The following is a 24303-nucleotide window of genomic DNA, read 5'->3' as shown; positions in this document are numbered from 1 at the left end:
ATCACAGCGACTCGTCCAGCTCGCCGAGCCGGTCGGTCAACCGCAAGTTGTCCGAGTAGTCGACCGGGCAGGCGATCACCGAGACGCCGTCATCCTCTAAAGCGGCACGCAGCGTGGGCAGCAGCTCCTCGGCGCTGTTGATCCGATATCCCTTGGCACCAAAGCTTTCCGCGTACTTGACCACGTCGGGATTGCCGAACTTCACATAGTAGTGCGCGCCGAGCTCGAGGTCCATTTTCCACTCGATCAGCCCGTAACCGCCGTCCTCCCAGATCAGCACCACCAGCGGTATCCGCTCGCGGACGGCGGTCTCGATTTCCTGCGAGTTCATCAGGAACGCGCCGTCCCCGACGACGGCCAGCACCTTCGTGTCGGGCCGCGCCAGTTTCACACCGAGCGCACCTGGCAGCGAAAATCCCATGGTGGACAAGCCATTCGACACCAGGCAGGTGTTGCACTCGTACGTTGGGTAGAGCCGCGCCATCCACATCTTGGTGGCGCCGGTGTCCACCAGGACGACGTCGCTGCGGCCCAGCGCCGCGCGGGTGTCGGCGACCACCCGCGCCGGGGCCAGCGGATAACGCGAATCCTGTTGCCCGCGGGCGAATTCCTCGGCGAGTAAGCCGTGGCCGGGGACGTCCGGGTCCGCCTCGTAGGAGTGGCCGTCCAGCGCGTCCGTCAACGCATCTAAAGAAGAGCCGATGTCGCCGATGATGCCGACGTCCACCGAATAGTGCGCGTCGACCTCGGCAGGGAAACGGTGGACGTGGATGATCTTCTTGTCGGCCTGCGGGTTGATCCGGATGGGGTCGAACTCCTGCAACTCGTAGCCGACGGCGATCACCACGTCGGCGTTGTCGAAGCCGAAGTTCACGTAGTCGTGCCGCATGAACCCCAGGGTCCCGATGCTGTTGGGATGGTCGTCGGGCATCACGCCCTTGCCGTGGAAGGTGTTGGCGACCGGAATGCCGAACTGCTCGGAGAACCGGACCAGGGCCGCGGTGGCGTTGCCGCGGGCGGCGCCGTGACCGGCCAGCACCACCGGCCGCTTGGCCTTGCGCAGGATGTCGACCGCGCGCTCCACCTGGCCGGGTGCGGGGGCATCCGGACGAACGACGTTGCGCGGCAACGGCGTCAGGTCGTAGTCGGTCTCATCGGCATCGATGTGCTCGGGCACCGCCAGGTACACCGCCGCCGGGCGTTCGGTCTCGGCGACCTTGAACGCCTTGCGGAACATCTCGGGGATGGCGCGCGCGGTGGGGACCCCGGCGGCCCATCGGGTGATGGGGGCGAACATTCGCACCAGGTCGACGTACTGGTGTGACTCCTTGAACTCCCGGTCCTGGCCGACCTGGGCGGAGATGGCGACCAGCGGGGTGCTGTTGGTGGTGGCATCGGCGACGCCGAGTTGCATGTTGATCGCACCCGGACCCAGGGTGCTCGACACCACCGCCGCCCGCCCGGTGACCCGCCCGTACATCTCGGCCATGAAGGCCGCGCCCTGCTCGTGCCGGGTCAGCACATAGCGGATGCTCGACGAGGCCAGGGCCTGCACGAAGCGGATGTTCTCCTCGCCCGGCAGGCCGAAGACCACGGAAACGCCCTCGTTTTCCAGGCACTTGACCATCAGCTCGGCGGCTTTACTCATCCGGCACCTCCCTTGAGGGAACGATAGTGGCAGGCTGGGTGTTGGACCTCTTACCAACCCCGAAGCGAAGGATGTCAGCGTGCCCATCGCGACCATCAACCCGGCCACCGGCGAGACAGTAAAGACCTTCACCCCGGCAACCGACGAAGAAGTCGATGCGGCCATCGCCCGCGCCTACGCCCGGTTCCAGGACTACCGCCATAACACCACCTTTGCCCAGCGCGCGGAGTGGGCAAACGCCACCGCCGATCTGTTGGAGAAAGAGGCCGACGACGTCGCGGCGATGATGACGTGCGAGATGGGTAAGACGCTGAAGTCGGCCAAGGCCGAAGTACTCAAGTGCGCCAAGGGCTTTCGCTACTACGCGGAGAACGCCGAGCAGCTGCTGGCCGACGAGCCGGCCGACGCGCAAGCGGTGGGCGCCAAGCGGGCTTACACCCGCTACCAGCCGCTCGGGGTGGTGCTGGCCGTGATGCCGTGGAACTTCCCGCTGTGGCAGGCCGTCCGGTTCGCCGCACCGGCGCTGATGGCCGGCAACGTCGGCATCCTCAAGCACGCCTCGAACGTGCCGCAGTCCGCGCTGTACCTCGCGGACGTGATCGCCCGCGGCGGCTTCCCGGAGGGCTGCTTCCAGACGCTGTTGGTCTCGTCGGGTGCCGTCGAGCGCATCCTGCGCGACCCCCGGGTGGCGGCCGCCACCCTGACCGGCAGCGAGCCGGCCGGGCAGTCGGTCGCGGCCATCGCCGGCGACGAGATCAAACCCACCGTGCTCGAGCTCGGCGGCAGCGACCCGTTCATCGTGATGCCGTCGGCGAACCTGGACGAGGCCGCCAAGACCGCCGTCACCGCGCGCGTCCAGAACAACGGCCAGTCCTGCATCGCCGCGAAGCGGTTCATCATTCACACCGACATCTACGACGCGTTCGTCGACAAGTTCACCGAGCGGATGGCCGGGCTCAAAGTGGGGGACCCGACCGACCCGGACACCGACGTGGGCCCGCTGGCCACCGAGTCCGGCCGCGACGACATCGCCAAGCAGGTCGACGACGCGGCCGCGGCGGGCGCCACGATCCGCCTCGGCGGCAAGCCCATCGACGGGCCGGGATGGTTCTACCCGCCGACGGTGGTCACCGACATCACCAAGGACATGGCTCTCTACACCGAAGAGGTGTTCGGCCCGGTGGCGTCGATGTACCGGGCCGCCGACATCGACGAGGCGATCGAGATCGCCAACGCCACCACGTTCGGGTTGGGATCCAACGCCTGGACCAACGACGAGGCCGAGCAGCAGCGCTTCATCGACGACATCGAGGCCGGCCAGGTGTTCATCAACGGCATGACGGTGTCCTACCCCGAGCTGGGCTTCGGCGGCGTCAAGCGGTCCGGTTACGGCCGCGAACTCGCCGGCCTCGGCATCCGCGCGTTCGTCAACGCCAAGACCGTCTGGGTCGGGTAGTGGCGATCGCAAGCGCGGCGTAGCCGGGCGCGGCGGGTCGCCATCATCGGCGCAGGTGACGCCGGGGACGCTGTCGGCGACAGCAAGGCCGAGTAGCCGGCCCGTCGAGTGTGGGGCCTATGGACGAATTCGCGGCAATTTTCGTCCCTGAGGCCCACGCTCGATGCCTCACACCGACGCGGCCGCCAGGGCCTTCTCGTCCTCGTCGGCGAAGGTGTCCTCCAAGTGCAATGGCGAGTAGTCGAGGTCGATCTCTTCCAGCGGCCGCCCGCGGGCGCTGGAGATCGTGCCGAAGCGCCGCATCCCCTTGTCGGACGCGTAGGCCATGAACTCGTCCACCGACAGGCCGAACGGCATCGGGTCGTACAGGGCGAAGCCCTCCTCGATCAGGCGCAGCCCCAGCGGCATCAGCTCGTTCATGCGGGTTTCGAAGACGCCCCAGTTGGCGTCGTCGGCGGCGACGTGGCGGCGGCAGGTGAACGTGCCCCACGCCATGTGGCGCCGCTCGTCGTCGCCGATGCGCCGGACCAGCTCCTGCATGCCGGGCAGGATGCCGCGCTCCACGCAAATCTTGTGCCAGCCGAAGTATCCGGTGAGCGCCAGCATGCCCTCGACCATGTGGTTGTAGGTGACCGACGCCCGCACCTGGGCGGCCGGCGACGGGTCCACCGACAAGGCGTTCAGGCAGTCCGGCAATTCCTCGTAGAAGATCGTCCGGTAGGTGGGGATGTCGTCGAGGTAGCGGTGCAGGTCGTCGGTGACCCCGACCGCGTCGAGCCACATGCGGAACACCTGGACGTGCTTGGCCTCCTCGAAAGCGAACTGCGTCAGGTACATCTCGTCGCCGAGCCGGCCCTCGACCCGCATCGCCGACATGAACGGCTGGATGTCCTCGGTCACGGCTTCCTCGCCGGCGATGAACTCCGCGCACAACCGGATCGCGTAATCGCGTTCGTCGTCGGTCAGCCGCTCCCAGTCGGCGCGGTCGCGGGAGAAGTCGATGTCGGCCGGATCCCAGAACTTCGCGTTGCCGCCGGCGAACAGCCGCAGCGGCAGGCTGTCCCAATTGAGGCCCCCTCGAACCATCGAGCCCGAATGTGTGCGTGTCATGTGACCTCCTCGGATCGTTGTGGGGCTGAGTGGACGGGTGAGTCCGGTGACGCGGAGAAGGCGGCCGCCAGCACCGCGACGAGCCGGCGCACGGCGAGCGCCGGCTGCTCCGGCGTGGGTTCGTCGAGCCCGAGAACCGGATCCAGGCCGCGCATGTAGGGCGCCAGCGCCAGATGCGGAAAGATCAAGAGCAGCAACGACAACAGCGCGTCGGTGTCCGAATCGGCGCGCAGGTCGCCGCGCTCCTTCGCGTCACGGACGAGCGGCCGCATCACCTCCAGGTAGTGGCGGTGGATGACGTTCTGCACGCTGACGCGGGCTTCGGTGTCAACCTCGAGGGTCGCCGCGGCGTGCAGCGCGCGTTCGTGCGGGTGGTCGGCGAAGTAGGCCACCCACGCGTCGAGCCAGTCGGTGAGAAAGTCGAAGAACGGCCGGCTCGGGTCCAGCTCGCGGATGCGGTCTTCCATGTAGGCGCGCACCCGCTGGCTGCCGATGTCGGCGATGAACGCGAACAGGTCGCGCTTGTCCGCGAAGTACTGGAACAGGCTGCCCTTGGCGACGCCGGCGCGCCGCGCGATGACGTTGAGGCTGCCGCGGGAGAACCCGTGTGCCCCGAACTCCTGCTCGGCGGCGTCGATGATGGCGGCGCGGCGGGCGGGGTCGACCCGCGCCCAAGTCACCGTTGGCATTGCTGCCTCCTAACGTCGATGACCACTGGTCATATTACGGTGAGCTGCGTCACAGTCAAGGGGCCGGGTCGGCCTGACGCAAAGCGAACAAAGAGGTTTCAAGCCACGAAAAGCCAGCCCATTCAAGCGGTCGGCCGTTGGTGTTTCGGTGGGGGATAAACCGACCGGGCAATGGTCGCCGAGATCCATCCGATCAACCAGCCGCCACCGACCAACAGGAAGGTGTGCAGGCGGTTGGGGGACACGACCGCAACAACAATCAGAATTACGGCCCACGTGAACGCGCAAGCGATGCTGTAAGCGGTATACGTCCTGCGCGACGGCATGACACAAATCTAGCTCGGCGATCGGCAAACGATGGCCGAAACCTAGGGCCGCATCTCGTATGCGCCATTGAGCGGAAGGATGTGTTCCTTCCAGATCTGGGCGTACCGCGACGGGTCGTGGACCGGGCGGCGGATCATCCGCGTCGCGAACCGCGCCTGCTCGTCCGTCGTCGCGGGCTTGTCGCTCAGCTCCACGGCGTAGCCGTTGAAATCGCGCACCAGCACGGCGAAGATCCCGTCGATCAGCGTCTCGTCCACGTCCGACAGCGCGGCCTCCTCGAGGATGAGCTGCGCGTAGGGCACCGTCGCGAACAGCTGGCCCACGGCGAACGCGAAGTCGACGTCCTTCTGCTGCGCGGCGTCGGGGGTCGCGCTGGCCAACATGTCGGCGAGCACGTCGATCTGCTTGCGCAGCAACGCGACGTTGGGCAGGTGCGCGAACCCGTCGAACACCGCGCGCCAGTCGTGGAAGCGCACCTTGCCCAGCCCCCCGGTCGGCCCCTGCGCGAACAGGAAGCTGTCGTCCGACGCATCGTCGCGGCGGCCGATGATCGGCAGTTCGCTGTTGGGGGCGAACAGGAAGTTGGGCATGAACTTGGCGAGCAGCCCGATGTTGATGTGCACCGTGCCTTCAAGCCTTGGCAGCAGACCGATCTCGCGGGTGACCGCCTCGAAGAAGGTGTCCTTCTCGACGCCCTTCGCGGCGATGACGTCCCAGAGCGCGATGACGACCCGCTCCCCCTCGCTGGTGACCTTCCCCTTGGTGAGCGGGCTGTACAGCAGGTAGCGCCGGTCGTCGGCCGACGCGCTGCGCATGTAGTCGCAAGCGCGGGTGGTCACCAGCCGCATCGCGACCAGCCGCAGGTAGGCGTCGGTGAGCAGCCGACGGACGTGGGTGAAGTCGGTGACGACGGTGCCGTAGAGGACGCGGTTGGAGGCGTGGGTGACCGCCTCGTACATGGCGTGGGTGCACATGCCGACTGCGCCCCAACCCAGGTTGTACTTGCAGACGTTGACGGTGTTGAGGGCGGCGTGGAACGCCTCGGGACCGCGGTGCAGGATGTCGGCCTCGGTGACCGGGTAGTCGCGCAGCGCGTAGTTCGCCACGTAATTCTGCGAGTTCACCACGTTCTTGATCAGGTCGTACCGCTCATGCTGGGAGTCGGCGGCGAAGAACACATACTCGTCGGAACCCGCGATCTTGCCGAAGGTCGACACCATCCGCGCCACGTTGGCGTTGCCGATGTAGTACTTCTCGCCGTTCGCGGTCCAGCCGCTTTCGGACGGCGTCAGGATCATGTCGGTCTGGTAGACGTCGGCGCCGTGGGTCTGCTCCGACAGCCCGAAGGCGAACACCTCGCCGGCCTCCAACTGCGCGGCGGCCTTGCGCTTGGCGTCGGAGTTGGCGCTCATCCAGATCGGGCCCAGGCCCAGCGCGGTGACCTGAAAGGGGTACCAGTAGCTCAGCCCGTAGAAGCCCACGATCTCGGCGAACTCGCTGATCCGGTAGGTGTCCCAGCGGCAATCGGCCGCACCGTATTCCGACGGTGTCAACAGGGACGCGAAGATGCGCTCGCGGCCGATGTGGTCCAAAAACTCGGAGTACCAGACCCGTTCGTGGTCGTCGGACTTCAGCCGCGCCTTGCCCCGCGATTCGAAGAAGTCCACCGTCGCGGCCATGATCTCCCGCGAGCGCCGGTCGGGGTACTGACGTTGCAGGTGGTTGGGATTGAGCAGCATGACGGGCTCCCGCGGGTTCCGGTGAGGACGAGGGTGACGGTACTGCACCGTCGGGCGCTCCGGAACAAATCGGCACTGTTGTCCGACCACCGAGTCGACCTAGCATCAGTCACGTGTTAGAACTCAATACCGCTCGCGGCCCCATCGATACCGCCGACCTCGGCGTGACGCTCATGCACGAGCACGTGTTCATCATGACTACCGAGATCGCCCTGAACTATCCCGAAGCCTGGGGCGACGAGGAGAAGCGGGTGGCCGACGCGATCGCCCGCCTCAACGAGTTGAAGGCCCGCGGCGTGGACACCATCGTCGACCTCACCGTGATCGGGCTCGGCCGCTACATCCCGCGCATCGCGCGCGTGGCGGCGGCCACCGATCTGAATATCGTTGTGGCAACAGGTCTTTACACCTACAACGACATTCCGTTCCGGTTTCACTACGAGGGCCCCGGCGGCATGCTGGGCGGCCCAGAGATCATGACCGACATGTTCGTGAAGGACATCGAGCAGGGTATCGCCGACACCGGCGTCAAGGCCGGAATCCTCAAGTGCGCCACCGACGAGCCGGGCATCACCCCCGGCGTCGAGCGGGTGCTGCGTGCCGTCGCCCAGGCGCACAAGCGCACGGGGGTACCGATCTCCACGCATACCCATGCCGGCCTGCGCCGAGGCCTCGAGCAGCAACGCATCTTCGAAGAGGAAGGGGTCGACCTGACCCGGGTCGTGATCGGTCACTCCGGCGACAGCACCGACATCGGCTACCTCGAGGAACTCATCGCGGCGGGGTCATACCTCGGGATGGACCGCTTCGGCCTCGACGTGATCTCTCCGTTCGAAGAGCGGGTCAAGATCGTGGCGCAGATGTGCGAACGCGGCCACGCCGACAAGATGGTGCTCTCACATGACGCCAATTGCTACTTCGACGCACTGCCCGAAGAGCTCGTGCCGCAGATGGCGCCCAACTGGCACTACCTGCACATCCACAACGACGTCATCCCCGCCCTCAAGCAGCGCGGCGTCACCGACGAGCAGCTGCACACCATGCTGGTCGACAACCCCCGCCGCATCTTCGAGCGGCAGGGCGCCTATTAAATGACCCAGAGTGAGCCGGTCCCGCCGATCGGCACCCAGATCTCGGCGCTGGCCGACCTCGCGCCCGACGAGCCGGCGGTCACCTGCGACGGGCTGACCCTGACCCGCGCGGAGCTCGACACCTCGACGAACCGGTTGGCCCGCGCCTACGCCGAGCGCGGCGTCGGCGTCGGCGACTATGTGACGATCGTGCTGCCCAACTCCGTCGAGTGGATCCAGGCCGCGGTGGCGTGCTGGAAGCTGGGGGCGGTGCCCCAGCCGCTGTCGGCGCGGTTACCGGACGCCGAGCTGCGGGGCCTGCTGGACCTTCGTCCGCCAGCCCTGCTGGTCGGCCGCGGACACCACCAAATGCCTAGTGTCCCAGCGGGATTCATCCCAGATCCGACGTTGTCGGACGCGGCGTTGCCGGAGGCGGTATCGCCGGTGTGGAAGGCGATGGGCTCGGGCGGCAGCACGGGGCGGCCCAAGCTCATCGAGTCCGGCGGCGACAGCCGGATACCGGCCGCGATCGGCTACCCGCTGGGCGCGCAGGAGGGCGACACCACGCTGGTGCCGATCCCGTTGTCCCACAACACGGGTTTCACCACCGCGACGCTCGCCCTGCTGATGCGCCATCACCTGGTCTTGATGAGCCGGTTCGACCCCGAGCGGTTCCTGCGGCTGATCACCGACCATCGCGTCACCTTCCTGACGACGGTGCCGACGATCATGCAGCGCACGCTGCCCGTGTACCACGCCGACCCGCAGTCCTACGACCTGTCGTCGATCCGGCGGTTCTGGCACATGGGTGCGCCGTGCCCGCCCGCCGTCAAACAGGCGTGGATCGAGCTGCTGGCCCCGGAGAAGGTGTGGGAACTCTACGGCGGCACCGAGTTACAGGCGCTCACCTTCATCTCCGGCGACCAATGGCTGACCCACCGCGGCTCGGTGGGTGTGGTGGTCGCCGGGGAGATGCAGGTGCTCGACGACGACGGCAACCCCTGCCCGCCCGGCGTGGTCGGCGAGATCTACATGCGGCCAAGCCCGGGCACCGCGCCCACCTACCGCTACGTCGGCGTCGAGGCGAAGACCCGCGACGGCTGGGACTCCCTGGGCGACCTCGGCCACTTCGACTCCGACGGGTTCTTGTACCTGTCCGACCGTCGCGTCGACATGTTCACCGTCGGCGGCCGCAACGTGTATCCGGCCGAGGTGGAGAACGCGCTCTCGGCGCACCCGGACGTGCTGTCCTGCCTCGTCGTCGGCGTTCCCGACCCGAACTCCGGCGACCTGGGACAGGTGCCCTACGCGCTGGTGCACACCGCCGACGGGTCCGCGCTCGACGCGGCGGGCGTGAGAGAGTTTCTGCGCGAACGCCTTTCGCAGTACAAGGTGCCGCCCTCCCCCGATTTCATCGAGTTCGTCGACGCTCCCCTGCGGGATGACGCCGGCAAGGCGCGGCGGTCGGCCGTGCGCGCCGAGATCATCGCGCGGCTGCAGGCGACCGAGCCGGCCTGAGGCTCACCAAGAATCCTCCAAGGCCGCGGCCGCACCATCGGGCCATGCAGATCGAACCGCTGAGCACGGAACTGATCGACCGTTACCTGCAATCGCGCCAGTTGCGGTTCTTCCGCAGCGACGACGGCGAGGAGTTCCTGATGCTGCCCGGCTACGAACGCGGCAAACTGCACGTGAACCTGCGGATCAACGGGTTGCGCCGCGACGTGTTCGAGATCTCGGTCAGCCCGGCCGGCCACTACCCCGCCGCCGAACGGCCCCGCCTGATGGAGCTGGTGAACGACTGGAACCGCGAAACCCATTGGCCCAAGGCGTTTGTGCGTGAGACCGCCCGGCCGGCCCAGGTCAGCGTCGTCGGCGAGAACGCCTACCTGCTGAGCGACGGCATCCACGTCGAGGGGCTCGGCCACCTCGTCCGGTCCACCGTGGAGTACGGGGCCGACCTGTTCGAGAAGATCGAGCGGGCGGTCTGCCTGCCGTCGGCGCACACGCTCGAAGAGTGGATGGACCGCACCGGTTAGGGTGCGATCGCGTCCGCCTCTGCGTCGACGGTATCGGGGGTTTCTTCCGGCTTCTCGTGTCTCTCCCAGCGCCGCAACGCTTCCCGGCAGGGTGACTCGACCAGCCCGTAGCTGACCGCGGCGATCGCCCACCCGAAGATCAGCGTGAGCGCCAGCACCGACGGCATCCGGCCGGTGAACGCGAAGGTCCCGAGCACCGGGAACACCATGGCCAGCGCCGCCAGGTGCCACACGAACAGGCCGTAGGACCACCGCCCCAGCGTCACCATGGCGGTGCCCCCCAACAGCCGGTGCGGGGTGTCCACCTTGTCCAGCACCAGCGGGGCGACCAGCGCGAGCGCCACCAGCGAGCCCGCCGCCGTCTTCACGGCGAACTGGGTGGCCGTGCCGGGAATCAGGCCCTCCGGTCCGGCCAGCGGGGACGCCGCCACCAGGTAGGCCAGCACGGCGACGACGCCCATCACCACGCGCCGGCGGGCCCACCGGTGCGGCAGGCCGATCGGGTTGTGCACCCATTCGGCCAGCAGCATGCCTGCGGCGAACCAGGAGAAGAAGGCCGGCGGCCAGTTGAGCGGGTTGGTGCCGGATCCGGAATGAATGGGCACCCAGCCCCAGGCCCAGCTCAGCGCGGCCAGGGCGGCGATGGCCGGCACCCGCGCGCCGACCGGCAGCCGCCGGGCGAGCAACGCCAGGATGGGCAGGGCCAGGTAGAAGCTGACCTCGACGGAAAGGCTCCACATCTGGGTCAGCCCGCCGGTGAGGGTGAGCGGCACATAGATCTGGGTCAGGGTCAGGTTGGCCAGCCACACCGTCGGGCTGGCGTGATCGGCGTCGGGCAACAGCGTCAGGATCACGACGACCGCCACCACGTAGGCCGGCATGATGCGCACCACCCGCGACCGCAGATAGTGGCCCGTGCGGGGTCGCGGTTGCAGGCCGCGCGCCGCCGCGGCGTGCCCGCGCCACAACAGGAAACCCGACAACGCGAAGAACACCGCGACGGCCAGATCGAAGCGGCCGAAGAGCCGGCCGGTGACGCCGCTGGAATGCCCGGTCTGGAAGGCGACGTGCGTGACGACCACGCCCATGGCCGCGCACGCGCGCATCCCCTCCACGGCGGGCAGGAAGCTGCGAACACCTCCCGCGCGCTGGCCATCCGTCACCCCCACAGTCTGCATCTGATGGGTGGGCAGAACGAATGGGTACACCCGAAGGACCCGCGCGCGACCGCGACAGGTTCGTAAGCCGGGGCCTTACGTTCGGCTGTTAGGGTCAAACGGGTTTGCGGCTGACGGCGCAAGAGAGCATCTAGGAGGGCACAGCGACGTGAACCGAGCAGTCATGTTGCGGTTCGCCGCATGCGGGATCATCGGACTCGGAGCCGCCCTGCTGATCGCCGCGCTGCTGTTGTCGACGTACACCACCAGCAGGATCACCAAGGTCCCACTCGACATCGACGCCACGCTGATCAGCGACGGCACCGGAACCGCGCTCGACTCCGCATCCCTGTCGACCGATCACGTCGTCGTCAACCAGAACGTGCCACTGGTGTCCCAGCAGCAGGTCAGCGTCGAGTCGCCCGCCAACGCCGACGTCGTCACGCTGCAGGTCGGAAGCTCGGTGCGGCGCACCGACAAGCAGAAGGACAGCGGCCTGTTGCTGGCGATCGTCGACACCGTGACCCTCAACCGCAAGACCGCGATGGCCGTCTCCGACGACACCCACGCCGGCGGCTCGGTCCAGAAGCCGCGCGCCTTCAACGACGAGAACCCGCCCACCGCGATGCCGCTCCGCCACGACGGCCTGGCCTACCGGTTCCCGTTCCACACCGAGAAGAAGACGTACCCCTACTTCGATCCGATCGCACAGAAGCCGTTCGACGTCAACTACGACAGCCAGGAAGACGTCAACGGCCTGACCACCTATAAGTTCACCCAGAACATCGGCTACAACGCCGAGGGCAAGCTGGTGGCCCCCGTCGCGTACCCGTCGCTGATGGCCGGCAACGAGGACGCCAAGCAGACCACGTCGGCGTCGATGTGGGGCATCCAAGGCGGGGACCCGAACGAGCAGATCACCATGACCCGCTACTACGCGGCGCAGCGCACCTTCTGGGTGGACCCGGTGTCGGGCACCATCGTCAAGGAAACCGAGCACGCCAACCATTACTTCGCCCGCGATCCGATGAAGCCGGAGCTGACGCTGGCCGACTATAAGGTCACCTCCAACCAGGACACCGTCGAATCGCAGGTCAACGCCGCCCGCGACGAGCGCGACCGACTGGCGCTGTGGTCGCGGGTGCTGCCCATCACGTTCACCGCGGTCGGGCTGATCGCGCTGGTCGGCGGCGGCCTGCTCGCCTCGTTCAGCCTGCGCACCGAGAGCGCGTTGACCGATCCCGGCCTGGACCGCGGTGACCAGGACTTCTTCGGCCGCAGCGGGCTCGAGGAGCCGGTGCCCGGCGCCGAGGCCGAAACCGAGAAGCTGCCCACCCAGCGCCCCAGGTCGCGGGATGATCCCAGCGGGGACGCGCCCACTCTGGGCGCCGACGAGCCACCCGGCTCCGGGCCGCCCGAGCCCACCGGTCCACCCGAACGGGAATAGCCCGCCGCGTGCGCTGGACCCGGCCCGGGTACGCCCTGGCCTTGGCGCTGCTGGTGGTCGGGCCGCTGCTCAAGCCCGGTTACCTGCTGCTGCGCGACGCGGTGTCCACGCCGCGCTCCTATGTGTCCGACACCGCGCTGGGTTTGACGGCGGCGCCGCGCGCGACGCCGCAGGACTTCGCGGTGGCGCTGGCCTCACACGTGCTCGACGGCGGCGTCGTGGTCAAGGGGTTGCTCGTCGTCGGGCTCTGGCTCGCGGGGTGGGGTGCGGCCCGACTGGTCGCGACGGCGCTGCCCGACGCGGGCGCGCCCGGCCAGTTCGTCGCCACCACCCTGGCGATCTGGAACCCCTACGTCGCCGAGCGGCTGCTTCAGGGCCACTGGAGCCTGCTGGTCGGCTACGGCTGCCTGCCCTGGGTCGCGACGGCGATGCTGAGGCTGCGGACCGGCGAAGGCTCGTTCTTCGGGTTGACCTTCTGGATCGCGCTGGCCGGCCTGACGCCGACCGGTCTGCTGCTCGCCGCGACGACGGGGCTGGCCTGCGTCGCGGTCCCGACACAGGACCCGGCTGGGTCCTGGTCTCGCCGGCTGTGCGCCGCGGTGACGCTGGGCGCCGCGCTGGTGTGCGCGCTGCCCTGGCTGACCGCGTCGGCGCTGGGCGCCGCCTTGCCCGCCCACGCGGCGGCGAACACCCTGGGGGTCGCAGCGTTCGCGCCGCGCGCCGAGCCGGGGCTCGGCACGCTCGGCAGCCTGGCCGCCCTGGGCGGGATCTGGAACGGCGAGGCGGTGCCGATCTCGCGGACCACGATGTTTGCGGTGGCGTCGGCCGCGGTGCTGCTGGGCGTGGTCGCGGCCGGGCTGCCGACGGTGGTGCGCCGCCCCGCGGCGCGACCGCTGCTGGCGTTGGCGGCGGCGGCCGTGCTGGTTCCGGCAGCCCTGGCGACCGGCCCGGGCCTGCACCTGCTGGCCGCGCTGGTGGATGCCGTGCCCGGCTTCGGGGTGCTGCGGGACGGGCAGAAATGGGTGGCGCTGGCGATGCCGGGTTACGCGCTGGCCGGCGGGGGCGTGGCGGTGACGCTGCGCAGGTGGGTGCCGCCGCCGGCGGATGTGGTGGCGGCCCCGGTCTGCTGCCTCGCGCTGGTCTTCGCGCTGCCCGACCTGGCCTGGGGGGTGTGGGGCCAGGTGTCGCCGGTGCAATACCCGCGCGGCTGGGCGGCCGTGGCTGCCGCAATCAACGCCGCGCCCGCGACGGTGGCGGTGTTGCCGGCCGGCACCATGCGGCTCTACTCCTGGGCGGGCCGGGCGCCGGTGTTGGATCCGTTGCCCCGCTGGGTGAGCGCCGACGTGCTCAGCACGGGCGACCTGGTCATCTCGGGGACCGTCATCCCGGGCGAGGGCACCCACGCGCGCGCGGTGCAGCAGTTGCTGCTGGCCGGGCCCGCGCCGTCAGCGCTGGCCCCGGCGGGGGTGGGCTGGCTGGTCGTGGAGTCGGACACCGCCGGGGACATGGGCGCGGCCGCGCGCACTCTCGACGCGCTCACCCCGATCTACCGCGACGACCAGCTCGCGCTCTACCGGATCGGCGGCGCCACCCCGGGGGTGTCCGCCAGGGCCCGCACGGCGACGCTGATCGCGCATCTGGCCTGGCTGGCGGCGCTGGTCGCGGGCGGCGCCGGCGCACTGGCCGGCCGTGCCCGGCTGTCGCGGTCGGTTGTGCCACCGCGACACGTAAACGACGGCGACGACGCGCCGGAAAACCCCGCCAGGGATTAAGTCTCGCGACCGTCCCGGTCAGCCGCGGCCGTTGATTAGGCCGCTGACGAAGTCGCCCGTTCGCACGGCCTCCAGCACCGTGCACATGGCGTCGGCGCTCTGCCGCCACGAGAATTCACCGCTTCGGGTGTACGCCTTGGCGCCGAGTTGATCGCGCAACACCGGGTCGGACAGCAGCTCGTCGAGGCGATCCACCAGCTCGGCGTGGGTGTCCACCAGGATGCCGGTCACCTCGTCGACGATCGAATCCGACAGGCCGCCCGAGGACCGGTAGCCGATGGTCGGCACCCGGTGCTGGGCGGCCTCCACGACCGCCAGGCCCCACCCCTCCTTGCGCGAGGGCAGCAGCTGCACCCAGGAGCTCTGCAGCACATGGTGTTTGGTCACGTCGTCGACGTGGCCGTGAAATGTCACCGCGTCGGGGATGCCGAGCCGGCGGACGTGGTCGACGAGCCGCTGCCGCCACCAACCGTCGCCGACGATGTCCAGGTGCAGGCCCGGCATCCGGGGCCGCAGCTGGGCCACGGCCTCCAGCGCGTCCTCGATCTGCTTGTGCGGCACCAACCGCGACAGCACCACCACCCGCGGGGCGGCGGCGCGGGGGCCGGTCAGCGAGCGCGCCGGGGCCTCGTCGAGCCCGTTGCGCACCACCGCGATTCGCGCGTTGTCGACGCCCAGCGTCAGCAGGTCGCGCGCCGACGGCAGCGATACCGTCACGTACTGGTTGCGCCGGTTCAGCCACGGCGACAACCTCGACTCGACGAACCAGCCGAGCCGGCCGAGCACCGGCCCCGCCACCGGCCATTGCTCGCGGTGACAGTGGTGCACCAGGACCACCACCCGCCGGCCGTAGACGAGCCGGGCGAGGAACGGCAGGCCGTTCTGGGTGTCGACGACAACGTCGGGCCGCACCCGCCGCAACGGTCCGACCCCGAGCCGCGCCGCCGCCATCGCGAGCAAAGCCCAGACGTAGACGGAGTACCGGCCGCCGGCACGGTCGATGCGCACGCCGTCGACCACCTCGCGGCGGGGCGCGCCGGGATAGCGGGCGGTGCGCAGCGTGACGGCGACGCCGGACGCGGCCAGCTGCGCGCCGATGCGTTGCAAGTAGGCCTCGCTGCCGCCACCCTGTGGGTGTCCGGTATCGCGCCAGCACAGCAGGAGCACGGAGCGCAGACCAGACATCACTGGTCAGCCTAGCTCGGCGATGGCCCGCAATCGCGCTGCGTAGGGTTGGCCGGTGCCCGTGAACCCGCCCTGCACCCAGGTCTTCGCGCGGCGGGCGACCCTGGGCCGGGCGGTGCGGCTGCTCTCGGAGTTCCGCTTCGAGCAGTCCGACCCGGCCCGGTTCTACGGCGCGCTGGCGGCGGACACCGCGGCGATGATCAGCGACCTGTGGCGGGCCGCGCGCGGCGAGCCCCCGACCGGCCGCACCGTGCTCGACGTCGGCGGCGGGCCCGGCTACTTCTCGGCCGCGTTCGACGACATCGGTCTCCGCTACATAGGCGTCGAACCCGACCCCAGCGAGATGCACGCCGCGGAACGGTCCCCCGCGGACGGCCCCGGAGCCTTCGTCCGCGCATCGGGCATGGCGCTGCCGTTCGCCGACGACTCGGTGGACATCTGCCTGTCATCGAACGTCGCCGAGCACGTGCCGCGCCCGTGGCAGCTGGGCAACGAGATGCTGCGGGTGACCAAGCCCGGCGGGCTGGCCGTGCTCTCCTACACCGTCTGGCTGGGCCCGTTCGGTGGGCACGAGACGGGCCTGGCCCATTACCTCGGTGGCGCCCGCGCCGCCGCCCGCTATGCCCGCAAACACGGGCATCCGGCGAAAAACAACTACGGGTCGTCGTTGTTCGCGGTGTCCGCGGCCGAAGGGCTCGACTGGGCCGCGAGCACCGGGGCGGCGGTGGCCGCATTTCCCCGCTACCACCCCCGATGGGCATGGTGGCTGACGTCGGTCCCGCTGCTGCGGGAGTTCGGGGTCAGCAATCTGGTGCTGGTGCTTCGGCCCCGATAATGAAACATGTTCTCGTTTTGCGCCGGCTTGGGTAGGGTGGCGCCATGCGCGCCGGCGACGATGCAGCGCGAAGCAATGAGGAGGAGCGGCGCAGATGCCAGAGAGCCAAACGACGGAATACGACAAGCTTTTCATCGGCGGCAAGTGGACCGCGCCATCGACCGACGAGGTGATCGAGGTGCGCTGCCCGGCCACGGGCGAGTACGTCGGCAAGACGCCCATGGCGGCGGCGGCCGACGTGGACGCCGCGGTCGCCGCGGCCCGCGCGGCGTTCGATAACGGACCCTGGCCCACGACGCCGCCTAAGGAGCGCGCGGCCGTGATCGCCAACGCGCTCAAGCTGATGGAGGAGCGCAAGGACCACTTCACCCAGCTGCTGGCGGCCGAGACCGGCCAGCCCCCGATGGGCGTCGAGACCATGCACTGGATGAGCTCCATCGGGGCGCTGAACTTCTTCGCCGGCCCCGCCGTCGACCAGGTCAAGTGGAAAGAGGTCCGCACCGGCGGGTACGGGCAGAGCATCGTCTACCGCGAACCCATCGGCGTCGTGGGCGCGATCGTCGCGTGGAACGTGCCGCTGTTCCTGGCCGTCAACAAGCTGGGCCCGGCGCTGCTGGCCGGCTGCACCGTGGTGCTCAAACCGGCCGCCGAAACCCCCCTGAGCGCCAACGCTTTGGCGGAGGCCTTCGCCGAGGCCGGGCTGCCCGAGGGGGTGCTGTCGGTGGTGCCCGGCGGAATCGAGACGGGACAGGCACTCACCTCCAACCCGGGTGTCGACCTCTTCTCCTTCACCGGCAGCTCGGCCGTCGGCAAGGAGATCGGCCGGCGCGCCGCGGACATGCTCAAGCCGTGCACGCTGGAACTCGGCGGCAAGTCCGCGGCCATCGTCCTCGAGGACGTGGACCTGGCGTCCGCCGTCCCGATGCTGGTGTTCTCCGGGATCATGAACACCGGGCAGGCCTGCGTGGCCCAGACCCGCATCCTGGCGCCGCGTTCGCGCTACGACGAAATCGTGGATGCGGTAGGCACTTTCGTGCAGGCGCTGCCGGTGGGCCTGCCGTCGGACCCGGCCGCCCAGATCGGCTCGCTGATCTCGGAGAAGCAGCGCGCCCGGGTCGAGGGCTACATCGCCAAGGGCATCGAGGAGGGCGCGCGGCTGGTGTGCGGCGGCGGCCGGCCCGAGGGCCTGGACAGCGGCTTCTTCGTGCAGCCGACGGTGTTCGCCGACGTCGACAACAAGATGACGATCGCCCAGGAGGAGATCTTCGGGCCCGTGCTGAGCGTCATCCCCTACGACACCGAGGAGGACGCGATCAAGATCGCCAACGACTCGGTGTACGGCCTGGCCGGCAGCGTGTGGACCGCCGACGTGGAGCGCGGCATCTCGGTGGCGGAGAAGATCCGCACGGGGACCTACGCGATCAACTGGTACGCCTTCGATCCCTGTTGCCCCTTCGGCGGTTACAAGAACTCGGGCATCGGGCGTGAGAACGGCCCCGAGGGCGTCGAGCACTTCACTCAGCAGAAGAGCGTGCTCATGCCGATGGGTTACACCATCGAGGGCTGACGCCTAGCGCCGAACGCGCATCCACCCGCGAAACACAGCAGGTCGCGGTGGGTGCGCGTTCGGCGTTTGCGGCCAGCCCGGGCTGAGGATTATGCAATATGGCATAGAAACATCGCTAGTTACTCACTCGTAAATTAAGAGGCAGCGCGGTGCTATCACGAGTTTTGCGTGCTTCTGCGCTTATATAGGCAATAAAACTTGCTTACTGGACCGTTGTCTTATATGCTTCTCAGCATAATCATCGGCGGCGCTCAGGCCGGGAGAGAATCATGTGGATCATCGAGCTGAATATCGGCGGCTATCAATTCACCCGCGAGATGCCCGACCTCAAACGCCGGAGTTTCCGCTTCAGCCCGCGCGGCATGCATTGGCCGGTGCTGCGGCACTCACACGCTGCATGACGTTAGCCACGGGAGGCACGCCAGTGGCGACCACGAGCGAAACGCTGCAGCACCCCAGCCCGACGAAGCGCGGCGGCACGCGCCGGAAAATGCTGGCCAGCGCCGCCGAGGTGATGCGCGAGCGAGGCGCCGCGGGGGTGACCATCGACGCGGTGCTCGCCCGCAGCGGTGCACCGCGCGGCTCGGTCTACTACCACTTTCCCGACGGCCGCAATCAGATCCTGATCGAGGCGCTGCGCTATTCCGGTGACTCCATCACCGCGATGATCGACGACGCCGCCGAGCAGGGCGCCCGGGTGCTGCTGGGCAAGTTCGTCGAGTTCTGGGAGCGCCTGCTGACCGAGGGCGGGTTCAGCGCCGGCTGCCCGGTGGTGGCCGCGGCGATCGGCTCGGACGACGACGACGCCAAGCTCTCCGCGGAGGCCGGCGCCATCCTGGGCCGCTGGTGCGCCGCGCTGACGCTGGCATTCACCCACGACGGCTTCGAGGAACCCTGCGCCGCCTCGCTGGCGGTGATGTCGATCGCCGCGCTGGAGGGCGCCATCGTGCTGTCCCGCTCGACCGGCAGCATCGACCCGTTGCGCCAGGTCGGCGATCAGCTCGAATTCTTGATCAAGGCAAGGGAATTCGTGCTACGCAACAATATCGGGGAGTGATCCCTCAGTCGCTGGCCGGCAGCGGCTTGACCTCTTTGAGCTGCAGCGCGGTCGCACCGACGCTCAGGCTCCCGGCACCCGGCTTGGTCACCAGCACCTCGGCACCGGTCTCGTCGACGTAGCGCTTGCCCATCACGGTGCCGTCGGCGAACGAGGGATCCAGTTCGCCCGAACGCTCGGCGCCTATCGGCACCATCGGCGCACCGCCGCACCGCAGGTCGTCGAGGCTGTCGGCGCTCCTGACGACGATCACCTGCGTGTCACACACCTGGCTGGCCAGGCGGGTTCCATTCTTGATCATGCGCGTAGCCCTTCCAGCGTCTCGATGATCTCCCGGCGAAGCACTTTGCCGGTGGGGGTCGTGGGCAGCTCGTCGCGAAACACCACCCGGTCCGGGGTTCGCGACCCGCGCAAGCTTTTCCGGACGTGCTCGCGCAGTTCCTCGGGATCGGGGTCCGCGCCGGGCCGGGGCACCACCACCGCGACGATCGCCTGACCCCACTGCGGATCCTCCACCCCGACCACGGCGACGTCGCGCACGTGCGGGTGCTCGACCAGGACCTCTTCGAGCTCGGCGGGCGCGATGTTCTCGCCGCCGCGGATGATGGTGTCGTCGCTGCGACCGCCGATGAACAGGTACCCGTCCTCGTCCAGCATCGCGACGTCTCTGGTTGGGAACCAACCGTTTTCGTCGAGCACTGAACCGATGCCGGTGTAGCGTCCGGAGACCTGCTCGCCCCGGACGAACAGCTCACCGGTCTGCCCGGCCCCGAGCACGTTGCCGCCTTCGTCGCGGATCTCGATCTCGATGCCGGGCACCGGCCGTCCGACCGAGGCCAACCGCCTGGCGACGTCGGGCTCGGCCGCGGCCTGCGCCGCTCGGTGGTCGTCGGGGGTCAGCACCGCGATGGTCGAGCTCGTCTCGGTCAGGCCGTAGGCGTTGACGAAGCCGACCCCGGGCAGCAGCTCCAGGGCGCGGCGGACCAGCGGCAGCCCCACCTTGGACCCGCCGTAGGCCAGGTTGCGCAGCGAGGGCAGCTCGTGGCCCTCGGCCTCCAGGGTGGCGACGATGCGATCGAGCATGGTGGGCACGACGGTCGCGGTGGTCACGTTCTCGGCGTTGATCAGCCGAACCCATTCCCGCGCATCGAAATTCGGCAGGTAGACCATCTTGCGCCCGGCGTACAGGTTCGACAGCGCGGCGCCCACCCCGGCGATGTGATAGGGCGGCACGCAGATCAGGGCGGCGTCGCTCTCGGCGGCCGATTCGAATTCCACCGTGCCGGTGACGTAGCTGGTCAGGTTGTTGTGCGACAGCTCCACCGCCTTGGGCTGCGATGTGGTGCCCGAGGTGAACAGGACGACCGCGACCGAGTCGGGGTCGGGAAACTCGGCGGCGGGCTCAGCGTCGCGCGCGGCCGCCAGGAATTCGTCGGTGGTCATCAGCCGGCCGGGGGCGTCGCCGACTATGTCCCGGTAGCGGTCGTCGACGATCACCAGCGGCTCGGGCAGGCGCTCGATCAGCGCGCGGATGCCGTCGGCCGAGAGCCGGTAATTGAGCGGGGTGAAGGGCAGCCCGGCGCGCGCGGCCGAAAAGATCAGCACCGGCAGCATCGCGCCGCCGGTGCCCACGTAGACCACGTGTTGGGCGTTCGATCCCGCGATCACCCCGGCGCCACCGTCGGCGAGATCGCTGAGCTGCTGCGTCGTCAGCCGCAGAGCGCCCGAGGAGCCCTCGGACACCACGGCCGTGCGGTCGGGATTGCTCGACGTGGCCATCTCGAGCAGCAGCGAAATGCTCATCCTCGGTCTTTCCGGTTCCCCAGCGGTTTACAAAACTAAGCCACAGTGTAACTCGGCCGCTCAGCTGCCCGTCCAGCGCGGCGGGCGCTTCTCGGCGAAGGCGATGGCGCCCTCTTTGGCGTCGTTGGACGCGAAGACCGGGGTGAGGATCTTGCCTTGCTCGGCGAACATGTTGTCGGGGGTCCAGCCGCGGGACTCGACGATGATCCGCTTGGTGGCGGCCACCGCGAGCGGCCCGTTGGCGGCGATCCTCTCCGCCAGCGCGATGGCCTCGTCGAGGGCCTTGCCGGGCTCGGCCAGCACGTTGACCAGCCCCAGCTCGTGGGCGCGCTCGGCAGGCAGGTTGTCGCCGGTGAGGGCGAGCTCCATGGCGATGGCCGAGGGGATGCGCTGAGGCAGCCGCAGCAGCCCGCCGCCGCCGGCGACCAGGCCGCGTTTCACCTCGGGGATGCCGAAGGCCGACTCGCTGGACGCGACGATCAGGTCGGTGGCCAAGGCCAATTCGGTGCCGCCGGCCAGGGCGTAGCCCTCGACCGCCGCGATGAGCGGCTTGACCGGTGGACGCTCGGTGAAGCCCATGCCGCGGCCCTCGACGATGGGCACCTCGCCGCGTGCGAAGGCCTTGAGGTCCATGCCCGCGCAGAACGATCCGCCGGCGCCGGTGAGGATGCCCACCGAAAGGCCCGCGTCGCCGTCGAGCCGGTCGACGGCGTCGGCCAGGCCGCGCGCCACCGCGGCGTTGACCGCGTTCTTGGCCTTGGGCCGGTTGATCGTGATGATCAGGATCCGGTCCCGTTGTTCGACCAGGACTTCGGGTTCTTCGGCTGCTTCGCTCCCAGTGCTCACGTGCCGCACAGCTCCTTCGGGGTCGGGGTGGCTGCTGTCCGACCGATGGTAGCGGTCGACCAGAACGCGATTAACGTCAGGCGAGAGTGCCGTTCCCTCCGGACGGCTCAGGCCGGCGCCATCGCGGCCTCGACCACGGTGAGCTCCTCGGAAAGCCCTGCGGCCCTTCGTATTTCGATGAAATCGGCGACCATGGCCTCGGTCACCTCGTGCGGGTCCTTGAGCGTGGCGCCGTCGGAGAGCACCGAGATGTTGAGCTGGTCGACGTAGCTCCAGACGGTGATGTTGAGGCCGCTGCCTGCGGTCAACGGGCCCACCGAGTAGATCTCGGTGACGAGCGCCCCGCCGACTCGGCCGCGTTCGCGCGGGCCGGGAACGTTGGAGATGTTCAGGTTGAGGATCTTGTTGTGGCCGTCGCGCCCGGACGCCCAGCGGAAGAAGGCCTGGGTGGGCGCGGGCGGCATGTAGGCCGCCCAGCGGCTGACCAGTTCCGGTCCCATCAGCTGGTTGCTCTCCTTGGCGGCGATGGCGTTCTCGTGGGTGCACCGGACCCGCTCCAGCGGATCGTCGGAGTCCGTCGGCAGGCCCACGAGCACACCGGTGAAGCGGTTCCCGGAGATGCGCTCGGGCGAGAAGTCGAAACTCATCGGCACCGACGCCAGCAGCGGTTCGGCCTTGCCGTCGTAGCGCAGCAGCAGGGTCCGCAGGGCGCCGGCCGACATGGCCAGCACCATGTCGTTGATGGTCGCCCCGAGCCGCTTGCCGGTCTCCTTGACGTCGGCCAGCGCCAGCGTGGCGGTGGCGAACCGGCGTTCGGGCGTGATCTTGTGGTTCATGAAGGTCGGCGGCGGCTCGAACGGCCGCGTCAGCTCCGGCGACAGCTTGCGCGAGCTGCGCCGCACCCGGCCCAGGCCCTCGGCCGTGTAGCGGATCGTGTGCGGGATCCGGCTGACGTGGCGCAGGTGGTCCGCGAAGGCCGAACTCAACAGCTGGCGCGTGGTGGGTGCCGGGTCGCACCGGTACGGGCCACCCTCCGGCCCCGGCTGCAGGTCCATGCCGCGGGCCATCAGGTTGGCCGAAGCGACGCCGTCGGCGAGCGCGTGGTGGATCTTGCCGACCACCGCGATCCGGTTGTTGGCCAGGCCTTCGATGAAGTACATCTCCCACAGCGGGCGGCTGCGGTCCAACGGCGTGCTGGCGATGCGCCCGATCGCCTCGTCCAACTCGCGCCGCCCGCCCGGCGCGGGCAGCCGCCACGGCCGGATGTGGTAGTCCAGGTCGACGTCGCAGTGCTCCCGCCACATCGGATGGTGGAGCTTCAACGGGATCTCGACCAGCTGGTAGCAGAACGGCTCGAGCTTGTTCAGGCGGCCGCGGATGACTTCGCGGAACGCGCCGATGTCGAAGTCACGCCGATCGGAATCGAGTTCGATCACAGCGGCTTTGATCGTGTGCATGTGCACGTTCGGCGTTTCGCTGTACAACAGGACCGCGTCCCACCCGCTCAGCCGTTTCACCGCTGCCCCTTACCCATAAAGGGACCATACTCAGCGGCGGCTGCTCAGATAACCTCTTTGGCCGCGTTTGTCTTGGTGCGATAAACCTGGTTGAGGAACAGCGAAGTCGCGTGCGCGGCCGCGCCCGCCCGCTCCCCGTCGATGAGGTCGTAGCCGTGGCCCGCGCCCGGCAGCTCCAGGTAGCCCACCATCGAATGCGAGACGTCCCGCATCCGGTCGACGAAGCTGCGGGCCTGCTCGACGGGGATGACGCTGTCCCTGCTGCCGTGAATCACCAAGAACGGCGGCGCATTTCGATGCACGCGCGCCATCGGCGACGCGTCGCGGAACACCTCGGGGTGGCGGGCGATCCTGCGCTTGACCACCACCCGCTCCAGGAAGTCGACGAACCGGTCGCGCTCGGGAGTCGAGCGATCCTCCCAGTCGTAGCGACCGTAGATGCCGACCACCGCGTCCACCGAGGTGTTGGCGCCCTCGGGCAGCTTCGCGTGATACTGCGGGTCGTCTGGGGTCAGCCCGGCCAGTGCGGACAGGTGCCCGCCGGCCGAACAACCCGCCACCGCGACGAAATCGCGGTCACCGCCGAACTTGTCGACGTTGGCGCGGGCCCAGGCGATGGCGGTCTTGACGTCGATGATGTGCCGCGGCCAGCGGTGGTGCGGCGCGACGCGGTAGTCGATCGCCAGGCAGACCCAGCCCTGCTCGGCCAGCCGGGACATCAGGGCGGAACCCTGGCCCATGGCCTTGCCGTGCACCCAGGCGCCGCCCGGGACGAAGATCAGCACCGGCGCAGGCTGCGCGGGCAGGTCCTTGCGGCGCCAGACGTCGAGCACCTGCGCGGGGTGGTCCCCGTAGTGGACCGCGCGCCGGTGCAGGTACCGGCGCTGGCGCACCGCATCCCAGATCGGCGGCGTCCGCAGCGCGGTGGGCCACTCCAGCTCGAGGTCCGCGGCCGACACGATCCCGCGCAGCGCCGCGACGGAGACGTCCCGGGCGCTCAACCCGTCGGGGAGGCGGGCGTCGTCGCCGTCGGGCGACG

At 69.1% G+C, this 24303-nt stretch carries 20 protein-coding genes and 1 pseudogene; 10 read left to right on the top strand and 11 right to left on the bottom strand.

The features are described from left to right. Position 1: 1 nt before the first annotated feature. The gene (locus A5713_RS07835; RefSeq protein WP_068094280.1) at positions 2 to 1648 is read right to left on the bottom strand and encodes an acetolactate synthase large subunit; all 1647 of its coding nucleotides are present in this window, start codon (positions 1646 to 1648) and stop codon (positions 2 to 4) included. 79 nt (positions 1649 to 1727) lie between these two features. On the opposite strand from A5713_RS07835, the gene A5713_RS07830 reads away from it, so the two are divergent. Continuing rightward, entirely contained in the window at positions 1728 to 3104 is a 1377-nt protein-coding gene (locus A5713_RS07830) for an NADP-dependent succinic semialdehyde dehydrogenase (RefSeq protein WP_068094277.1), read from the top strand. Positions 3105 to 3272: 168 nt separating this feature from the next. Here the strand turns inward: A5713_RS07830 and A5713_RS07825 are convergent, their stop codons facing one another. The 3 genes from A5713_RS07825 to A5713_RS07815 form a co-directional block, all read right to left on the bottom strand. Further along, positions 3273 to 4214: a R2-like ligand-binding oxidase gene (locus A5713_RS07825; protein WP_068094274.1), complete on the bottom strand. Its 942-nt coding sequence runs from the start codon at positions 4212 to 4214 to the stop codon at positions 3273 to 3275. Continuing rightward, positions 4211 to 4903 (bottom strand): TetR/AcrR family transcriptional regulator, encoded by a 693-nt coding sequence (locus tag A5713_RS07820; RefSeq protein WP_067919921.1) that lies wholly within the window; start codon positions 4901 to 4903, stop codon positions 4211 to 4213. Before A5713_RS07820 ends, A5713_RS07825 begins: the two co-directional genes overlap by 4 nt. Positions 4904 to 5271: 368 nt before the next feature. Then, positions 5272 to 6969 carry an acyl-CoA dehydrogenase family protein gene (locus A5713_RS07815; protein WP_068094271.1) on the bottom strand — a complete coding sequence of 566 codons (1698 nt, stop codon included), beginning with the start codon at positions 6967 to 6969 and terminating at the stop codon, positions 5272 to 5274. Between the two features lie 113 nt (positions 6970 to 7082). Here A5713_RS07815 and A5713_RS07810 point away from each other — a divergent pair, with 113 nt between their 5' ends. The 3 genes from A5713_RS07810 to A5713_RS07800 are packed head-to-tail and all read left to right on the top strand — an operon-like array spanning position 7083 to position 10078. Continuing rightward, the gene (locus tag A5713_RS07810) at positions 7083 to 8060 is read left to right on the top strand and encodes a phosphotriesterase (protein WP_068094268.1); all 978 of its coding nucleotides are present in this window, start codon (positions 7083 to 7085) and stop codon (positions 8058 to 8060) included. Further along, positions 8061 to 9557, top strand: coding sequence for an AMP-binding protein (locus A5713_RS07805; RefSeq protein WP_068094266.1), 1497 nt, complete (start codon positions 8061 to 8063; stop codon positions 9555 to 9557). Between the two features lie 44 nt (positions 9558 to 9601). Then, the gene (locus A5713_RS07800; protein WP_068094264.1) at positions 9602 to 10078 is read left to right on the top strand and encodes a YbjN domain-containing protein; all 477 of its coding nucleotides are present in this window, start codon (positions 9602 to 9604) and stop codon (positions 10076 to 10078) included. On the opposite strand, the pseudogene A5713_RS07795 reads toward A5713_RS07800, so the two are convergent. Then, positions 10075 to 11314 (bottom strand): annotated as a pseudogene (locus A5713_RS07795) (acyltransferase family protein). The gene A5713_RS07800 and the pseudogene A5713_RS07795 overlap by 4 nt on opposite strands. 90 nt (positions 11315 to 11404) lie before the next feature. On the opposite strand from A5713_RS07795, the gene A5713_RS07790 reads away from it, so the two are divergent. Both A5713_RS07790 and A5713_RS07785 read left to right on the top strand, forming a co-directional pair. Further along, positions 11405 to 12682: a DUF3068 domain-containing protein gene (locus A5713_RS07790; RefSeq protein ID WP_197516330.1), complete on the top strand. Its 1278-nt coding sequence runs from the start codon at positions 11405 to 11407 to the stop codon at positions 12680 to 12682. Between the two features lie 8 nt (positions 12683 to 12690). Then, entirely contained in the window at positions 12691 to 14454 is a 1764-nt protein-coding gene (locus A5713_RS07785; RefSeq protein WP_068094259.1) for a hypothetical protein, read from the top strand. 18 nt (positions 14455 to 14472) lie between these two features. On the opposite strand, the gene A5713_RS07780 is transcribed toward A5713_RS07785, so the two are convergent. Further along, positions 14473 to 15639, bottom strand: coding sequence for a glycosyltransferase family 4 protein (locus A5713_RS07780; protein WP_068094257.1), 1167 nt, complete (start codon positions 15637 to 15639; stop codon positions 14473 to 14475). A gap of 61 nt (positions 15640 to 15700) precedes the next feature. On the opposite strand from A5713_RS07780, the gene A5713_RS07775 reads away from it, so the two are divergent. The 4 genes from A5713_RS07775 to A5713_RS07765 all read left to right on the top strand — a co-directional run bounded on the left by A5713_RS07775 (position 15701) and on the right by A5713_RS07765 (position 19098). After that, positions 15701 to 16474, top strand: a complete 774-nt coding sequence (locus tag A5713_RS07775) for a class I SAM-dependent methyltransferase (protein WP_067917925.1) — start codon at positions 15701 to 15703, stop codon at positions 16472 to 16474. A gap of 94 nt (positions 16475 to 16568) precedes the next feature. Further along, the gene (locus A5713_RS07770) at positions 16569 to 18041 is read left to right on the top strand and encodes an aldehyde dehydrogenase (protein WP_067917913.1); all 1473 of its coding nucleotides are present in this window, start codon (positions 16569 to 16571) and stop codon (positions 18039 to 18041) included. Positions 18042 to 18310: 269 nt separating this feature from the next. After that, positions 18311 to 18442 (top strand): hypothetical protein, encoded by a 132-nt coding sequence (locus A5713_RS29465; RefSeq protein WP_007167324.1) that lies wholly within the window; start codon positions 18311 to 18313, stop codon positions 18440 to 18442. A gap of 89 nt (positions 18443 to 18531) precedes the next feature. Then, positions 18532 to 19098 carry a TetR/AcrR family transcriptional regulator gene (locus A5713_RS07765; RefSeq protein ID WP_067917927.1) on the top strand — a complete coding sequence of 189 codons (567 nt, stop codon included), beginning with the start codon at positions 18532 to 18534 and terminating at the stop codon, positions 19096 to 19098. 4 nt (positions 19099 to 19102) lie between these two features. Here the strand turns inward: A5713_RS07765 and A5713_RS07760 are convergent, their stop codons facing one another. The 5 genes from A5713_RS07760 to A5713_RS07740 all read right to left on the bottom strand — a co-directional run. Continuing rightward, positions 19103 to 19399 carry a hypothetical protein gene (locus A5713_RS07760; protein WP_068094253.1) on the bottom strand — a complete coding sequence of 99 codons (297 nt, stop codon included), beginning with the start codon at positions 19397 to 19399 and terminating at the stop codon, positions 19103 to 19105. Further along, on the bottom strand, positions 19396 to 20901 hold the full coding sequence (locus A5713_RS07755; RefSeq protein ID WP_068094250.1) for a class I adenylate-forming enzyme family protein: 1506 nt from the start codon (positions 20899 to 20901) through the stop codon (positions 19396 to 19398). The genes A5713_RS07760 and A5713_RS07755 overlap by 4 nt, the downstream gene beginning before the upstream one ends. 60 nt (positions 20902 to 20961) lie before the next feature. After that, complete coding sequence (locus tag A5713_RS07750) at positions 20962 to 21747, bottom strand: crotonase/enoyl-CoA hydratase family protein (RefSeq protein ID WP_068094293.1); 786 nt, start codon at positions 21745 to 21747, stop codon at positions 20962 to 20964. Between the two features lie 107 nt (positions 21748 to 21854). Then, positions 21855 to 23264, bottom strand: a complete 1410-nt coding sequence (locus tag A5713_RS07745) for a wax ester/triacylglycerol synthase family O-acyltransferase (protein WP_068094249.1) — start codon at positions 23262 to 23264, stop codon at positions 21855 to 21857. A 44-nt stretch (positions 23265 to 23308) separates the two neighbouring features. Next, positions 23309 to 24303: alpha/beta hydrolase (locus tag A5713_RS07740; protein WP_068094247.1), on the bottom strand; the 995-nt coding region annotated here is incomplete at its 5' end.

Origin of the sequence: Mycobacterium sp. E2497, from assembly GCF_001668695.1 — a bacterium.
GTDB lineage: Bacteria > Actinomycetota > Actinomycetes > Mycobacteriales > Mycobacteriaceae > Mycobacterium.
This window is presented reverse-complemented; position numbering and strand designations above follow the sequence as displayed.

What these genes read in the sequence shown, in the direction of transcription:
- A5713_RS07835 (WP_068094280.1), bottom strand. Translation starts at nt 1,648, where the DNA reads ATGAGTAAAGCCGCCGAGCTGATGGTCAAGTGCCTGGAAAACGAGGGC.
- A5713_RS07825 (WP_068094274.1), bottom strand. Translation starts at nt 4,214, where the DNA reads ATGACACGCACACATTCGGGCTCGATGGTTCGAGGGGGCCTCAATTGG.
- A5713_RS07820 (WP_067919921.1), bottom strand. Translation starts at nt 4,903, where the DNA reads ATGCCAACGGTGACTTGGGCGCGGGTCGACCCCGCCCGCCGCGCCGCC.
- A5713_RS07815 (WP_068094271.1), bottom strand. Translation starts at nt 6,969, where the DNA reads ATGCTGCTCAATCCCAACCACCTGCAACGTCAGTACCCCGACCGGCGC.
- A5713_RS07805 (WP_068094266.1), top strand. Translation starts at nt 8,061, where the DNA reads ATGACCCAGAGTGAGCCGGTCCCGCCGATCGGCACCCAGATCTCGGCG.
- A5713_RS07800 (WP_068094264.1), top strand. Translation starts at nt 9,602, where the DNA reads ATGCAGATCGAACCGCTGAGCACGGAACTGATCGACCGTTACCTGCAA.
- A5713_RS07780 (WP_068094257.1), bottom strand. Translation starts at nt 15,639, where the DNA reads ATGTCTGGTCTGCGCTCCGTGCTCCTGCTGTGCTGGCGCGATACCGGA.
- A5713_RS07770 (WP_067917913.1), top strand. Translation starts at nt 16,569, where the DNA reads ATGCCAGAGAGCCAAACGACGGAATACGACAAGCTTTTCATCGGCGGC.
- A5713_RS29465 (WP_007167324.1), top strand. Translation starts at nt 18,311, where the DNA reads ATGTGGATCATCGAGCTGAATATCGGCGGCTATCAATTCACCCGCGAG.
- A5713_RS07765 (WP_067917927.1), top strand. Translation starts at nt 18,532, where the DNA reads ATGCTGGCCAGCGCCGCCGAGGTGATGCGCGAGCGAGGCGCCGCGGGG.
- A5713_RS07760 (WP_068094253.1), bottom strand. Translation starts at nt 19,399, where the DNA reads ATGATCAAGAATGGAACCCGCCTGGCCAGCCAGGTGTGTGACACGCAG.
- A5713_RS07755 (WP_068094250.1), bottom strand. Translation starts at nt 20,901, where the DNA reads ATGAGCATTTCGCTGCTGCTCGAGATGGCCACGTCGAGCAATCCCGAC.